Raw genomic sequence first — 16,048 nt, 5'->3', positions numbered from 1 at the left:
GGACACGACAATGACGATTTTTGATAACTATGAAGTGTGGTTTGTGATTGGTAGCCAGCATCTGTATGGCCCTGAAACCCTGCGTCAGGTAACCCAACATGCCGAGCACGTCGTTAACGCACTGAATACTGAAGCTAAACTGCCCTGCAAACTGGTCTTAAAACCGCTGGGTACCTCGCCTGACGAAATCACCGCTATTTGTCGTGACGCCAACTATGACGATCGCTGCGCAGGGATGGTGGTCTGGCTGCATACCTTCTCGCCGGCGAAAATGTGGATCAACGGCCTGGCGATCCTCAACAAACCACTGATGCAGTTCCACACCCAGTTTAACGCCGCCCTGCCGTGGGACAGCATTGATATGGACTTTATGAACCTGAACCAAACCGCGCACGGCGGTCGTGAGTTCGGCTTCATCGGCGCACGTATGCGTCAGCAGCACGCCGTGGTCACCGGTCACTGGCAGGACAAACAGGCACACGAACGCATCGGCTCCTGGATGCGACAGGCCGTGTCCAAACAGGACACTCGCCATCTGAAAGTCTGCCGTTTTGGCGACAACATGCGCGAAGTTGCGGTCACCGATGGCGATAAAGTTGCCGCGCAGATCAAATTCGGCTTCTCGGTAAACACCTGGGCCGTGGGCGATCTGGTGCAGGTCGTGAACGCAATTAGCGACGGCGAAATCAACGCACTAATCGATGAGTATGAAAGCTCTTACACCATGACGGCGGCAACGCAAGTCCACGGTGAAAAACGTCAGAACGTCCTGGAAGCCGCCCGTATTGAACTGGGGATGAAGCGCTTCCTGGAACAGGGCGGATTCCACGCCTTCACCACCACATTTGAAGATTTACACGGCCTGAAACAGCTCCCGGGTCTGGCCGTACAGCGTCTGATGCAGCAAGGCTATGGCTTTGCTGGCGAAGGCGACTGGAAAACCGCCGCTCTGCTTCGCATCATGAAGGTGATGTCAACCGGTCTGCAGGGCGGCACCTCATTTATGGAGGATTACACCTACCACTTCGAGAAAGGCAACGATCTGGTACTTGGTTCGCACATGCTGGAAGTGTGCCCGTCCATCGCGGTGGAAGAGAAACCGATCCTCGACGTACAACACCTCGGCATTGGTGGTAAAGACGATCCCGCCCGTCTGATCTTCAACACCAAAACCGGCCCGGCCGTGGTTGCCAGCCTGATCGATCTCGGCGATCGCTATCGTCTGCTGGTTAACTGCATCGACACCGTACCAACCCCACATGAGCTGCCGAAACTGCCTGTGGCAAACGCACTGTGGAAAGCCCAGCCGGATCTGCCAACCGCATCTGAAGCCTGGATCCTTGCCGGAGGCGCGCACCACACTGTCTTCAGCCACGCGCTGGATCTGAACGATATGCGCCAGTTCGCAGAAATGCACGATATCGAGATCGCCGTGATCGACAACGATACCCGTCTGCCAGCCTTTAAAGACGCGCTGCGCTGGAACGACGCGTATTACGGTTTTAAACGCTAAGATACGGATTGCCCGGTGGCACTGCGTTTACCGGGCCTACGATCCTGTAGGCCGGATAAGCGAAGCGCCATCCGGCAGGGAGACAATAATGTTAGAAGATCTTAAACGTCAGGTGCTGGAAGCCAATCTGGCGTTGCCTAAGCACAACCTGGTCACCCTGACCTGGGGCAACGTTAGCGCCGTCGATCGCGAACGCGGCGTATTTGTGATTAAACCATCCGGTGTCGATTACAGCGTAATGACCGCAGAAGATATGGTCGTCGTCAGTATCGCTACCGGTGAAGTGGTGGAAGGTAATAAAAAGCCCTCTTCCGATACCCCAACGCACCGTCTGCTGTATCAGGCTTTCCCGACCATTGGCGGCATTGTTCACACCCATTCCCGTCATGCAACCATCTGGGCGCAGGCGGGGCAGTCTATTCCCGCCACGGGGACCACTCATGCGGACTATTTCTACGGCACGATTCCCTGCACACGGAAAATGACCGAGGAAGAAATCAACGGCGAATATGAGTGGGAAACCGGTAACGTGATCGTTGAAACCTTTGAGAAACAAGGCATTGATGCTTCGCAGATGCCAGGCGTGCTGGTGCACTCTCACGGTCCGTTTGCCTGGGGAAAAAATGCTGAAGATGCCGTACACAACGCTATCGTGCTGGAAGAAGTGGCCTATATGGGGATCTTCTGCCGCCAGCTCGCGCCGCAATTGCCGGATATGCAACAAACCCTGTTAGATAAACACTACCTGCGCAAACACGGTGCAAAAGCCTACTACGGACAGTAACCTTTATATAAGCGCGTTTTGATCGTCACGCGCTTTATTTCTACTCGGCCATGTATTCAGCAAAAGCACTTTGATAAACACAGTTATTAGAACAAACATACTCAATCACATTGTCATAATTCCCATGAGTTTCCTCTCCTTCCAGAGAATGGAAGAAAATATAATCTGTTATCGTTGACTGCCATTTCTGCCCACGCAACAAATAATTAATTACCGTATCACGATGACCATTTCTTCTGTCATGCCCCTGCCAGTGAAAAAAAGCGTTTCCACTTTCAATTATTTCAGCCCGCCAAATTTGGCCGGTCCATGTTTTGTACTCAATATATTTGCTCACAGTTTTGATTGATGGGTTTGAAAGTTGAGTGTTAACAAATAGATAATACTGGTATCCAGGCAAAATCGCCTGAGTATAGACATTCATAAAAACTCCATTTCATCATTTTCCCGGATATGTATTAAGAAGCACCCGAACAGCAAGTTGAGAATAAAATTATACCCCGAGATAAAAACCAAATTATACAGAGAGATTCCCGACGAATTCGAACTGAAAATCCGTTTCTATTCGGCAATAAACATGATTAAATATATATTATATTTCAAACTCATATCCGGATGCTTCGAATAAAATCTTTACATCAACCATTAATAAACACAAATGAAAAAAGTAACTTTTCCTGGATCCGAGAAAGATGTAGCAAAAATAAATAAGCACAAATCTGAAAAATAGCAAACATCCGATAATGGACTTAATAATACCAATCAATAACCCAGATGGACAGTTTCCATTTAAAACAACAGCCACACAAATAAAATAGTTTACTGCAACGCGTCTTAGGCACGACATTCATATATTAAATGCGAAGATAACCCAGGCTGACACAACACATTTTTTACTCAGAGACGCTTTTTACTCCAGCGGATACCGCGTCTTACGCCTCATACCTGTATAAAATAACAGTACAATCATGTAAACCAGGCTATAATAATGTCTGGTTTTTTGACGGATACACAGCGTGGCGCAGGCAGGATTTATTTTAACCCGGCACTGGCGGGATACCCCACAGGGGACAGAGGTTTCATTCTGGCTGGCAACAGACAGCGGGCCATTGCAGGTTACGCTCGCGCCTCAGGAGTCGGTCGCTTTTATCCCCACCAGCCAGACACCCCGCGTCACCACACTGTTACGCACTGAAAAAGGTTATCGCCTGACGCCGCTTCAGCTGCAAGACTTTCACCGTCAGCCCGTTTCTGGCCTGTATTGCCATTCACATCGCCAGCTTATGCGGCTGGAAAAACTACTGCGCGAAAATGGTGTAACGGTCTACGAGGCCGATATCCGTCCGCCGGAGCGCTATTTGATGGAGCGCTTTATTACATCTCCTGTCTGGGTCGAAGGCGACAGGCATGACGGCGCGCTGATCAATGCTCGCCTGAAACCGAATCCGGATTATCGACCGCCGCTGAAATGGGTCTCGCTGGATATCGAAACTACGCGCCACGGCGAGCTCTACTGCATCGGCCTTGAAGGTTGCGGACAGCGTATTGTCTATATGCTCGGTCCGCCGAATGGCGATGCCTCCCGGCTGGATTTTGAACTTGAGTACGTTGCAAGCCGCCCGCAGTTGTTGGAAAAGCTCAATGACTGGATCGCCCATCACGATCCTGATGTGATAATCGGCTGGAACGTCGTGCAATTCGATTTACGCGTCCTGCAAAAGCACGCCGAACGCTACCGTATTCCCCTGCTTTTTGGTCGTGACAAGAGCGAGCTGGAGTGGCGCGAGCATGGCTTCAAAAACGGCGTGTTCTTCGCGCAGGCTAAAGGTCGTCTGATTATTGACGGCATTGAGGCGCTCAAGTCCGCATTCTGGAATTTCTCATCGTTCTCGCTGGAAACGGTGTCGCAGGAGCTGCTGGGCGAAGGAAAGTCGATTGATAACCCCTGGGACAGGATGGACGAAATTGATCGCCGGTTTGCCCACGATAAGCCCGCGCTTGCCACCTACAATCTCAAAGACTGTGAACTGGTCACCCGCATTTTTCATAAAACCGAGATCATGCCATTTCTGCTGGAGCGTTCAACGGTTAACGGCCTGCCAGTCGACAGGCACGGCGGTTCGGTCGCCGCTTTTGGCCATCTCTACCTGCCGCGCATGCACCGGGCGGGTTATGTGGCACCGAATCTGGGTGAAATCCCTGCGCACGCCAGCCCCGGCGGCTACGTGATGGACTCACGTCCGGGTCTGTACGACTCCGTGCTGGTGCTGGATTACAAAAGCCTGTACCCCTCAATAATTCGTACTTTTTTAATCGATCCGGTGGGGCTTATCGAAGGGATGGCGCAGCCGGATCCGGAGCACAGCACCGAAGGGTTCCTTGACGCCTGGTTCTCACGTGAAAAGCACTGCCTACCGGAAATCGTGACCCGGATCTGGCATGGGCGCGATGAAGCAAAACGCCACGGGAATAAGCCGCTCTCGCAGGCGCTGAAAATCATCATGAACGCATTTTACGGCGTGCTGGGAACCACCGCCTGTCGCTTTTTCGACCCGAGACTGGCCTCGTCCATTACCATGCGCGGTCATGCGATCATGCGCCAGACCAAAGCACTGATTGAAGCTCAGGGTTACGACGTTATCTATGGCGATACCGACTCGACCTTTGTCTGGCTGAAAAAGGCGCACTCAGAAGATGATGCCGCCCGGATTGGCCGTGAGCTGGTGAGCTATGTCAACGACTGGTGGGCGCAGTCCCTGAAGCAACAAAACCTGACCAGCGCGCTGGAGCTGGAATTTGAAACCCACTTTTGTCGCTTTCTGATGCCGACCATTCGCGGTGCAGATACCGGCAGTAAAAAGCGCTACGCCGGGATGATTCAGGAAGGTACAGAGCAACGCATGGTGTTTAAGGGCCTGGAAACGGTAAGAACCGACTGGACGCCACTGGCCCAACAGTTTCAGCAGGAGCTATACCTTCGAATTTTTCGTAACGAACCTTATCAGGAGTTTGTTCGCGAGACTATTGACCGTCTGATGGCGGGTGAACTGGACGACCAACTGGTGTATCGCAAACGCCTGCGTCGCCCGTTAAGTGAATACCAACGCAATGTGCCGCCACACGTGCGCGCCGCGCGCCTCGCCGATGAGCAAAATGTAAAGCTGGGACGTCCGCCGCAGTATCAGAATCGCGGCACCATTAAATATGTCTGGACGATAAATGGTCCAGAACCCGTGGATTACCAGCTTTCAGCCCTTGACTACGAGCACTATTTGACCCGGCAGATCCAGCCCGTAGCCGAGGGAATACTTCCCTTTATCGATGATAACTTTGCTACACTACTCACAGGGCAACTGGGGTTATTTTGACGCGTGACGAAACCGTCGCCATCCAGTACCATAGCGCCCTTTCCATTCCTGGACCCCAATACACTTGCTGCCACTTTACTCTGGCAGAGGGTGAGTATTGCCTGCAACTAAAGATATAGAGCCGAACATATATGCCTTTTACACTTGGTCAACGCTGGATCAGCGATACAGAAAGCGAATTGGGACTTGGTACCGTTGTCGCCATGGATGCGCGAACCGTCACTTTACTTTTCTCTTCGACGGGTGAAAACCGTCTGTATGCGCGCAGTGATTCTCCCGTGACCCGCGTGATGTTCAATCCTGGTGATACGATAACGAGCCATGAAGGCTGGCAACTGCATGTCGATGAAGTAAAAGAAGAAAACGGCCTGCTTGCCTATATCGGAACCCGCCTTGATACCGAAGAAACCGGTGTAACGCTGCGTGAAGTGCTGCTGGACAGCAAGCTGGTATTCAGCAAACCACAGGATCGCCTGTTTGCCGGCCAGATTGACCGTATGGACCGCTTTGCGCTGCGCTATCGCGCACGTAAATTTCAGAGCGAACAGTACCGTATGCCGTGGAGTGGTTTGCGTGGTCAACGTACCAGCCTGATCCCCCACCAGCTCAACATTGCCCATGACGTCGGCCGTCGTCATGCCCCTCGCGTATTGCTGGCAGACGAAGTGGGTTTAGGTAAAACCATTGAAGCCGGGATGATCCTGCATCAACAGCTACTGTCAGGCGCCGCAGAGCGCGTGCTGATTATCGTCCCGGAGACGTTACAGCACCAGTGGCTGGTCGAAATGCTGCGTCGCTTCAACCTGCGTTTTGCGCTGTTTGATGATGAGCGTTATGCAGAAGCGCAGCACGATGCCTACAACCCATTTGAAACCGAACAGTTGGTTATCTGTTCGCTGGACTTTGCCCGTCGCAGTAAACAGCGCCTGGAGCATCTGTGTGACGCCGAATGGGATCTGCTGATTGTCGATGAAGCGCATCACCTGGTGTGGAGCGAAGACGCGCCCAGCCGTGAATATATGGCCGTTGAACAACTGGCAGAACGCGTACCGGGCATCCTGCTGCTGACCGCAACGCCGGAACAACTGGGCCTGGAAAGCCACTTTGCGCGCCTGCGCCTGCTGGACCCAAGCCGCTTCCACGATTTCGCCCAGTTTGTTGAAGAACAGAAAAATTACCGTCCGGTCGCCGATGCCGTCGCCATGCTGCTGGCTGGCAACAAACTGAGCAACAATGAGCTGAACATGTTAGGCGACATGATTGGCGAGCAGGACATTGAGCCGCTATTGCAGGCGGCAAACAGCGACAGCGAAGATGCCCAGAGCGCGCGTCAGGAGCTGGTTTCGATGCTGATGGACCGCCATGGCACCAGCCGCGTGCTGTTCCGTAACACCCGTAATGGTGTGAAAGGCTTCCCGAAACGCGAACTGCATACCATCAAGCTACCGCTGCCAACCCAATACCAGACGGCGATTAAAGTTTCCGGCATTATGGGCGCGCGTAAGAGTGCGGAAGACCGGGCGCGCGACATGCTCTACCCGGAACAGATTTATCAGGAATTCGAAGGCGATACCGGTACCTGGTGGAACTTTGACCCGCGCGTGGAATGGCTGATGGGCTATCTGACCAGCCACCGCTCTCAAAAAGTACTGGTTATCTGTGCAAAAGCCACCACCGCGCTTCAGCTGGAGCAGGTGCTGCGCGAGCGCGAAGGTATCCGCGCTGCCGTGTTCCATGAAGGGATGTCGATCATTGAGCGTGACCGCGCCGCTGCCTGGTTTAGCGAAGAAGATAGCGGCGCTCAGGTAATGCTGTGTTCTGAAATCGGCTCCGAAGGGCGTAACTTCCAGTTCGCCAGCAATCTGGTGATGTTTGACCTGCCGTTTAACCCGGACCTGCTGGAACAGCGTATTGGCCGTCTGGACCGTATTGGTCAGGCGCATGATATTCAGATTCACGTCCCGTACCTGGAAAAAACCGCGCAATCCGTGCTGGTGCGCTGGTACCACGAAGGTCTGGATGCGTTCGAACACACCTGCCCGACCGGCCGTACCATCTACGACACGGTCTATAACAATCTGATCGGCTACCTGGCTGAACCAGAAAATACCGATGGCTTTGACGATCTGATCAAAACCTGCCGCGAACAGCATGACGCGCTGAAAGCACAGCTGGAGCAAGGTCGCGATCGTCTGCTGGAGATCCACTCTAACGGCGGTGAAAAAGCGCTGGCGCTGGCTGAGAGTATTGAAGAACAGGACGATGATACCAGCCTGATCGCCTTCGCCATGAATCTGTTTGATATCGTTGGTATTAATCAGGATGACCGTGGCGACAATCTGATCGTGCTGACCCCGTCCGATCATATGCTGGTGCCGGATTTCCCAGGATTACCGGAAGATGGCTGCACCATTACGTTTGAACGTGATGTCGCCTTGTCGCGTGAAGATGCGCAGTTTATTACCTGGGAGCATCCGTTAATCCGTAATGGTCTGGATCTTATCCTCTCCGGCGACACCGGTAGCAGCACCATTTCGTTGTTGAAAAACAAAGCATTACCGGTCGGCACTCTGCTGGTTGAGCTGGTGTATGTGGTTGAAGCGCAAGCGCCGAAACAGCTGCAGTTGAACCGCTTCCTGCCGCCAACGCCGGTACGTATGCTGCTGGATAAAAACGGCAATAACCTTGCCGCACAGGTTGAATTCGAAACCTTTAACCGCCAGCTCAGCGCCGTTAACCGCCACACCGGCAGTAAACTGGTCAACGCCGTGCAGCAGGACGTTCATGCCATTCTGCAACTGGGTGAAGCACAGGTGGAAAAATCAGCCCGCGCGCTGATCGACGCGGCGCGTAAAGAAGCGGACGAAAAACTGACTGCGGAACTGTCGCGCCTCGAAGCGCTGCGTGCCGTTAACCCGAACATCCGTGATGACGAACTCAGCACAATTGAAAGCAACCGTCAGCAGGTGATGGAAAGCCTGGATCAGGCTGGCTGGCGTCTGGATGCCCTGCGCCTGATCGTCGTGACGCATCAGTAACGGAGCCATACATGGGGATGGAAAACTACAATCCACCGCAGGAACCCTGGCTGGTTATCCTGTATCAGGATGAGCATATTATGGTGGTCAACAAGCCGAGCGGTTTGTTGTCCGTGCCGGGTCGTCTGGATGAGCACAAAGACAGCGTGATGACGCGTATTCAGCGCGACTATCCGCAGGCTGAATCCGTACATCGTCTGGATATGGCCACCAGCGGCGTGATTGTAGTGGCGCTAACAAAAGCGGCAGAACGTGAGCTAAAACGCCAGTTTCGCGAACGCGAGCCGAAGAAACAGTACGTGGCACGGGTGTGGGGACATCCCGCACCTGCCGAGGGACTGGTTGATTTGCCGCTGATTTGCGACTGGCCGAATCGGCCAAAGCAGAAAGTGTGTTATGAAACCGGGAAATCAGCGCAAACTGAGTATGAGGTGGTGGAGTACGCGGCGGATAACACCGCCCGGGTGGTGCTCAAACCCATTACCGGACGTTCCCATCAGCTACGCGTGCATATGCTGGCGTTAGGGCATCCGATTCTGGGCGATCGCTTCTATGCGCCACCGGAGGCGCTAGAAATGGCACCGAGACTGCTGCTGCATGCAGAGATGTTAACCATCACCCATCCCGAATACGGCAACAGTATGACGTTTAAAGTCCCGGCGGATTTTTAAATTCAGTTCCCATTTATGCCGGGGGCGCTTCGCTTACCCGGCCTACAGTTATCAACGTAGGCCGGATAAGGCACTAGCCGCCATCCGGCATAACGATTATTTAAAGCCTTTCTGCTCTTTAATTAGCTCGTAGGCTTTTTGAATTTCCTGCGCTTTTTGCTTCGCCATTTCCATCATTTCTGGCGGCAGGCCTTTCGCAACCAGCTTGTCAGGGTGGTGCTCGCTCATCAGCTTACGGTAGGCGCGCTTAATGGTGGTCGCATCATCGGTCGCTTTCACACCCAGCACATTGCAGGCGTCTTCCAGCGTCGGGCCGCGTTGCGCCTGCTGCCAGCCACCGCCGCCGGACTGCTGCTGATATCCGCCGCCAAACTGCGCGCCGCCCTGCATCATACGCAGGAACTGATCAAATTGGGTCCGTGAGATCCCCAACTCTTCAGCAATCACATACAGCACTTCACGCTCGTTAGGGTGCAATGACCCATCGGCAAATGCCGCCTGAATCTGAATCTCCAGGAACATGCGGATCAGATCGAATCGACCAAAGCAGACGCTGCGAAACTGACGCATTTTTTCACGTAATGGGTAATTGTCTGATTTTCCCACCCGGAAAGCATGCTGCGCGGCCGTACGCGAATCACCGTGCAAATTCATGCGGTCCATCAGTTGGCTGGCGATATGAATATCGGCTTCCGTGACGCGGCCTTTGGATTTGGTCAGATGCCCCATCACCTCAAAAGTGGTGGCAAAAAACAGCGCCTGACGCTCTCGTTGGTTGGCGAACCACGCCATTTTGCGCATGCGGGCTTTGTCGAACATATGGCCAACTAACAGGCCTAACACCACACCCCAGAAGCCGCCGCCCATCATTAAGGCCACGGCCACACCAATAATCTTTCCCCAATACTGCATACATTCCCCAAATCTTTATGCTCTTGGCCAGGCTATGTCCCACAATATAAGGTGCTTTTACCGTTTTACGGCTGCGGTCAATTGTGGGACATCGCCTATAATTTGCATTATCATACCTGTCATTCAATGCCGTGCCTAACACCACGGAGCCTTAATCGGCAGGATTAACACTAGCGCAGTGAAGATGAGATAAGTTAGGCTGTGACCGTTTGTCACGCGCGACGCTACTGATGATGGAACAATAAATACAACGTATGAAAAAACGTATTCCCACTCTTCTGGCCACCATGATTGCCAGCGCCCTTTATAGCCAACAGGGTCTGGCAGCCGATCTCGCCTCACAGTGCATGTTGGGCGTGCCAAGCTACAACCGTCCTCTGGTGCAGGGCGATACCAATGAGTTACCTGTCACCATCAATGCCGATCACGCGAAAGGGAACTACCCTGATGACGCCGTGTTTACCGGCAACGTGGATATTGCGCAGGGTAACAGCCGCCTACAAGCCGATGAAGTGCAGCTTCATCAAAAGCAGGCCGAAGGTCAACCCGCTCCCGTTCGTACCGTCGATGCGTTGGGCAACGTCCATTATGATGACAACCAGGTCATTCTGAAGGGACCAAAGGGTTGGGCAAACCTGAATACGAAAGACACCAACGTCTGGGAAGGTGACTACCAGATGGTGGGACGCCAGGGGCGCGGGAAAGCGGACCTGATGAAACAGCGCGGTGAGAATCGCTATACCATTCTGGAAAACGGCAGTTTTACCTCCTGTCTTCCGGGTTCCAATACCTGGAGCGTCGTCGGTAGCGAAGTGATCCATGACCGTGAAGAACAGGTCGCTGAAATCTGGAACGCCCGTTTTAAGCTGGGCCCGGTTCCTGTGTTTTACAGCCCCTATTTACAACTCCCAGTCGGCGATAAACGCCGTTCCGGTTTCTTGATCCCGAACGCAAAATACTCCACCAAGAACTATTTTGAGTTCTACCTGCCGTATTACTGGAATATCGCGCCCAACATGGACGCCACCATTACGCCGCATTATATGCATCGCCGTGGCGGCATTATGTGGGAAAACGAATTCCGTTACCTGACCCAGGCGGGCGCAGGTCTGATGGAACTCGATTATCTGAATTCCGACCGGGTCTACGACGACGAACATCCGAATGATGAAAATTCACGCCGCTGGCTGTTTTACTGGCAACACGCCGGTGTGATGGACCAGGTGTGGCGTTTCAACGTCGACTACACCAAAGTCAGCGACTCCAGCTACTTTAATGATTTTGACAATAAGTACGGTTCCAGCACCGACGGTTATGCGACACAGAAATTCAGTGTCGGCTATGCGGTGCAAAACTTTGATGCGACGGTCTCAACCAAAAAATTCCAGGTTTTTGACGATCAGAACAACAGCAGTTATTCCGCAGAACCACAGTTAGACGTCAACTTCTATCAGAATGACGTCGGTCCATTTGATACCCGTATTTATGGACAGGCGGTGCATTTCGTCAACACCAATGACGACATGCCGGAAGCGACGCGTGTTCACCTTGAGCCGACCATCAATCTGCCGCTATCCAATCAGTGGGGAAGTATCAACACTGAAGCGAAGCTGATGGCGACGCACTACCAGCAGACCAATCTGGACTGGTACAACAACAATCAGGATAACGTAAATAAGCTCGACGACTCCGCTAACCGCGTCATGCCGCAGTTCAAAGTCGACGGTAAGTTGGTATTCGAACGTGACATGGAAATGCTGGCGCCGGGCTATACCCAGACGCTGGAGCCGCGTGCGCAGTATTTGTATGTGCCTTATCGCAACCAAAGTCATATCTATAACTATGACTCTTCCCTGCTGCAAGCTGACTACAGTGGCCTGTTCCGTGACCGTACCTATGGCGGTCTGGACCGTATTGCCTCCGCTAACCAGGTAACGACTGGCGTCACATCTCGCGTTTATGATGACGCGGCCGTTGAACGTTTTAATATTTCTGTGGGTCAAATCTACTATTTCACCGAGTCTCGCACTGGCGATGACAACATAAAATGGGAGAATGACGACAAAACCGGTTCATTGGTATGGGCAGGTGATACTTACTGGCGCATCTCCGATCGTTGGGGTTTACGCGGTGGGATCCAGTACGACACGCGTCTGGACAGTGTCGCCACCAGCAGCAGCAGCATCGAGTACCGTCGCGACGAAAACCGCATGCTGCAGTTGAACTACCGCTATGCCAGCCCGGAATATATCCAGGCAACACTGCCGTCGTATTACTCTACGGCAGATCAGTATAAAAACGGGATTTCTCAGGTGGGTGCAGTGGCGAGCGTGCCGATCGCTGAGCGTTGGTCAATCGTCGGAGCTTACTACTTCGATACCAATGTGAACAAAGTGGCGGATTCCATGCTGGGCTTACAGTACAACTCCTGCTGTTATGCCATTCGCGTCGGCTATGAACGTAAGCTGAATGGTTGGGATGACACCCAGAAACACGCGGTATATGACAACTCGATCGGCTTTAATATCGAACTGCGCGGCCTGAGCTCTAACTATGGTCTTGGCACCAACCAGATGCTGCGTTCGAACATTTTGCCGTATCAAAGCTCTTTATGATCTGATTGATTTACAACGTAATCCGCATTGCGGTTAATTGATAATGGAAAAAGTATGAAGAACTGGAAAACGCTGCTTCTCGGTATCGCCATGGTCGCGAATACCAGTTTCGCTGCCCCACAGGTAGTCGATAAAGTCGCAGCCGTCGTCAATAACGGCGTCGTTCTGGAAAGCGACGTCGATGGCTTAATGCAGTCAGTAAAACTGAATGCGGGTCAGGCAGGTCAGCAATTACCGGACGATGCCACGCTGCGTCATCAGATCCTGGAGCGTTTGATCATGGATCAAATCGTTCTGCAGATGGGTCAGAAGATGGGCGTAAAAATCTCTGATGAACAGTTAGATCAGGCCATCGCCAATATTGCCAAGCAGAACAATATGACGCTGGATCAAATGCGCAGCCGTCTGGCTCAGGATGGTCTGAGTTATTCGACCTATCGCAACCAGATCCGTAAAGAGATGACCATCTCTGAAGTGCGTAATAATGAAGTTCGCCGTCGCGTCACGATCCTGCCACAGGAAGTTGATGCCCTGGCGCAGCAGGTCGGCAACCAAAATGATGCCAGCACCGAACTGAACCTGAGCCACATTCTGATCCCACTGCCGGAAAACCCAACTTCCGATCAGGTAAACGAAGCGGAAAGTCAGGCGCGTTCAGTGGTTGATGAAGCACGTAATGGTAGCGATTTCGGCAAACTGGCCATCACTTATTCTGCCGATCAGCAGGCGCTGAAAGGCGGCCAGATGGGTTGGGGACGCATTCAGGAACTGCCGGGCATCTTCGCCCAGGCGTTAAGCACCGCGAAAAAAGGCGATATCATTGGCCCAATTCGCTCTGGTGTCGGCTTCCATATCCTGAAAGTCAACGACATGCGTGGTCAAAGCCAGAGCATCTCCGTGACTGAAGTTCATGCCCGCCATATTCTGCTGAAACCGTCGCCGATCATGACCGATCAACAGGCGCGTCTGAAACTGGAACAAATCGCGGCAGATATTAAGAGCGGTAAAACCACCTTTGCGGCAGCGGCTAAAGAGTTTTCTCAGGATCCGGGGTCTGCCAACCAGGGCGGTGACCTGGGTTGGGCTGCAGCCGATATTTTCGATCCGGCTTTCCGCGATGCGCTGACTAAACTTCATAAAGGCCAGATGAGCACCCCGGTGCACTCCTCATTCGGCTGGCATCTTATCGAGCTGCTGGATACGCGTAATGTTGATAAAACTGACGCGGCACAGAAAGACAGAGCTTATCGCATGCTGATGAACCGTAAATTCTCGGAAGAAGCAGCGACCTGGATGCAGGAACAGCGCGCCAGTGCGTACGTTAAAATTCTGAGCAACTAATGACTCAAATTCAACGTGTTGTGATCACTCCCGGCGAACCTGCCGGGATTGGTCCGGACCTTGTGATCCAGCTTGCACAGCGCGAGTGGCCGGTAGAACTCGTTGTTTGTGCTGATGCCACGCTACTCCGTGACCGGGCAGCCATGCTCGGTTTACCGCTCTCGCTCCTTCCCTACTCTCCAGATATCCCAGCCCAACCACAATCAGCGGGTACGCTGACGCTATTGCCGGTTGCGTTGCGCGCGCCTGTCGTCGCGGGCCAACTGGCGGTAGAGAATGGGCAATATGTAGTCGACACGCTGGCTCGCGCCTGCGATGGTTGTCTGCAAGGTGAGTTTGCGGCGCTGATTACCGGTCCGGTTCACAAGGGCGTCATCAATGACGCTGGCGTCCCGTTTACCGGGCATACCGAGTTTTTTGAAGAGCGTTCACAGGCGAAGAAGGTTGTCATGATGCTGGCAACCGAAGAGCTGCGTGTTGCCCTGGCGACCACACATCTGCCGCTTAAAGCCGTTGCTGAAGCCATTACCCCGGCATTATTGCGAGAAGTAATCGGTATTCTGCATCATGATCTACGCACTAAGTTTGGCCTGAACGATCCGCGTATTCTGGTGTGCGGCCTTAACCCGCATGCCGGTGAAGGCGGTCATATGGGAACGGAAGAGATAGACACCATCATCCCGGTACTGGATGAACTGCGTGCGCAGGGGATGAAATTAAACGGTCCACTGCCCGCAGATACGCTGTTTCAGCCTAAATATCTCGACCACGCGGATGCCGTGCTGGCAATGTACCACGATCAGGGCCTCCCCGTGCTAAAATACCAGGGATTTGGTCGCGGTGTGAATATCACGCTGGGCCTGCCCTTTATTCGCACATCCGTCGATCACGGTACCGCGCTTGAACTTGCGGGACGTGGACAAGCAGATGTCGGCAGTTTTATTACGGCGCTTAATCTCGCCATCAAAATGATTGTTAATACCAATGAATAATCGAGTCCATCAGGGCCATTTAGCCCGTAAACGTTTCGGGCAAAACTTCCTCAACGATCAGTTTGTGATCGAAAGTATTGTCTCTGCTATCAACCCGCAGAAAGGTCAGGCCATGGTCGAAATCGGCCCGGGCCTGGCTGCATTGACCGAACCTGTAGGCGAACGTCTGGACAAGCTCACGGTCATTGAGTTGGACCGCGATCTCGCCGCGCGCCTGCAAACGCACCCGTTTTTAGGGCCGAAGCTGACTATTTATCAGCAAGATGCCATGACCATGAACTTCGGTGAGCTTTCACAAACGATGGGTCAGCCGCTGCGCGTATTTGGCAACCTGCCGTACAACATCTCCACGCCGCTGATGTTCCATCTTTTTACCTATACTGATGCCATTGCCGACATGCATTTCATGTTGCAAAAAGAGGTGGTCAATCGTCTGGTTGCAGGGCCAAACAGTAAAGCGTATGGTCGATTAAGTGTCATGGCGCAATATTACTGCAATGTGATCCCGGTGCTCGAAGTTCCACCGTCGGCTTTCACACCAGCACCGAAAGTAGATTCCGCCGTTGTACGCCTGGTCCCTCACGCGACGATGCCGTACCCGGTTAAAGATGTTCGCGTCCTGAGCCGCATTACCACCGAAGCGTTTAATCAGCGCCGTAAAACGGTACGTAACAGCCTCGGTAATCTGTTCAGCGTTGAAGTGCTGACAGAGTTGGGCATTGACCCGGCAATGCGAGCGGAAAATATCTCTGTCGCGCAATACTGCCGGATGGCTAACTATCTGTCAGAAAACGCGCCTTCGAAGGAGAGTTAA

General features: G+C 52.9%; 11 protein-coding genes. 9 read left to right on the top strand and 2 right to left on the bottom strand.

Translation table 11 applies throughout. The features are described from left to right. Positions 1-10: 10 nt before the first annotated feature. Together araA and araD are read left to right on the top strand one after the other, a co-directional pair. Positions 11-1,513, top strand: coding sequence for an L-arabinose isomerase (gene araA, locus FDX24_RS22730; protein ID WP_137364984.1), 1,503 nt, complete (start codon positions 11-13; stop codon positions 1,511-1,513). An 88-nt stretch (positions 1,514-1,601) separates the two neighbouring features. After that, positions 1,602-2,297 carry an L-ribulose-5-phosphate 4-epimerase gene (gene araD, locus FDX24_RS22725; RefSeq protein WP_061067226.1) on the top strand — a complete coding sequence of 232 codons (696 nt, stop codon included), beginning with the start codon at positions 1,602-1,604 and terminating at the stop codon, positions 2,295-2,297. 40 nt (positions 2,298-2,337) lie between these two features. Here araD and FDX24_RS22720 read toward each other — a convergent pair whose 3' ends face one another. Continuing rightward, a complete protein-coding gene (locus FDX24_RS22720; protein WP_137364983.1) occupies positions 2,338-2,721 on the bottom strand; it encodes a DUF4751 family protein in 384 nt (127 codons plus the stop codon). Between the two features lie 592 nt (positions 2,722-3,313). Here FDX24_RS22720 and polB point away from each other — a divergent pair. From polB to rluA, 3 genes are all read left to right on the top strand, one after another. Next, entirely contained in the window at positions 3,314-5,665 is a 2,352-nt protein-coding gene (gene polB, locus FDX24_RS22715) for a DNA polymerase II (protein ID WP_137364982.1), read from the top strand. 131 nt (positions 5,666-5,796) lie between these two features. Further along, entirely contained in the window at positions 5,797-8,703 is a 2,907-nt protein-coding gene (gene rapA, locus FDX24_RS22710; protein WP_137364981.1) for an RNA polymerase-associated protein RapA, read from the top strand. An 11-nt stretch (positions 8,704-8,714) separates the two neighbouring features. Next, complete coding sequence (gene rluA, locus FDX24_RS22705) at positions 8,715-9,374, top strand: bifunctional tRNA pseudouridine(32) synthase/23S rRNA pseudouridine(746) synthase RluA (RefSeq protein ID WP_137364980.1); 660 nt, start codon at positions 8,715-8,717, stop codon at positions 9,372-9,374. A 96-nt stretch (positions 9,375-9,470) separates the two neighbouring features. Here the strand turns inward: rluA and djlA are convergent, their stop codons facing one another. Beyond that, positions 9,471-10,286 carry a co-chaperone DjlA gene (gene djlA, locus FDX24_RS22700; protein ID WP_005124510.1) on the bottom strand — a complete coding sequence of 272 codons (816 nt, stop codon included), beginning with the start codon at positions 10,284-10,286 and terminating at the stop codon, positions 9,471-9,473. Positions 10,287-10,540: 254 nt separating this feature from the next. Between djlA and lptD the strand changes: the two genes are divergently transcribed. Genes lptD through rsmA form a run of 4 tightly spaced genes read left to right on the top strand, consistent with a single transcriptional unit; the run spans position 10,541 to position 16,048 of the window. Then, on the top strand, positions 10,541-12,901 hold the full coding sequence (gene lptD / locus FDX24_RS22695) for an LPS assembly protein LptD (protein WP_137364979.1): 2,361 nt from the start codon (positions 10,541-10,543) through the stop codon (positions 12,899-12,901). Between the two features lie 54 nt (positions 12,902-12,955). Further along, positions 12,956-14,242: a peptidylprolyl isomerase SurA gene (gene surA, locus FDX24_RS22690; RefSeq protein WP_048212721.1), complete on the top strand. Its 1,287-nt coding sequence runs from the start codon at positions 12,956-12,958 to the stop codon at positions 14,240-14,242. Continuing rightward, complete coding sequence (gene pdxA / locus FDX24_RS22685) at positions 14,242-15,234, top strand: 4-hydroxythreonine-4-phosphate dehydrogenase PdxA (RefSeq protein WP_121584186.1); 993 nt, start codon at positions 14,242-14,244, stop codon at positions 15,232-15,234. Before surA ends, pdxA begins: the two co-directional genes overlap by 1 nt. Then, on the top strand, positions 15,227-16,048 hold the full coding sequence (rsmA, locus tag FDX24_RS22680; RefSeq protein WP_048212723.1) for a 16S rRNA (adenine(1518)-N(6)/adenine(1519)-N(6))-dimethyltransferase RsmA: 822 nt from the start codon (positions 15,227-15,229) through the stop codon (positions 16,046-16,048). The genes pdxA and rsmA overlap by 8 nt, the downstream gene beginning before the upstream one ends.

Source organism: Citrobacter sp. wls716 (assembly GCF_005280975.1).
GTDB lineage: Bacteria > Pseudomonadota > Gammaproteobacteria > Enterobacterales > Enterobacteriaceae > Citrobacter > Citrobacter youngae.
Note: the sequence above shows the minus strand (reverse complement) of the source record. Positions and strands in the feature narration are given on the sequence as shown.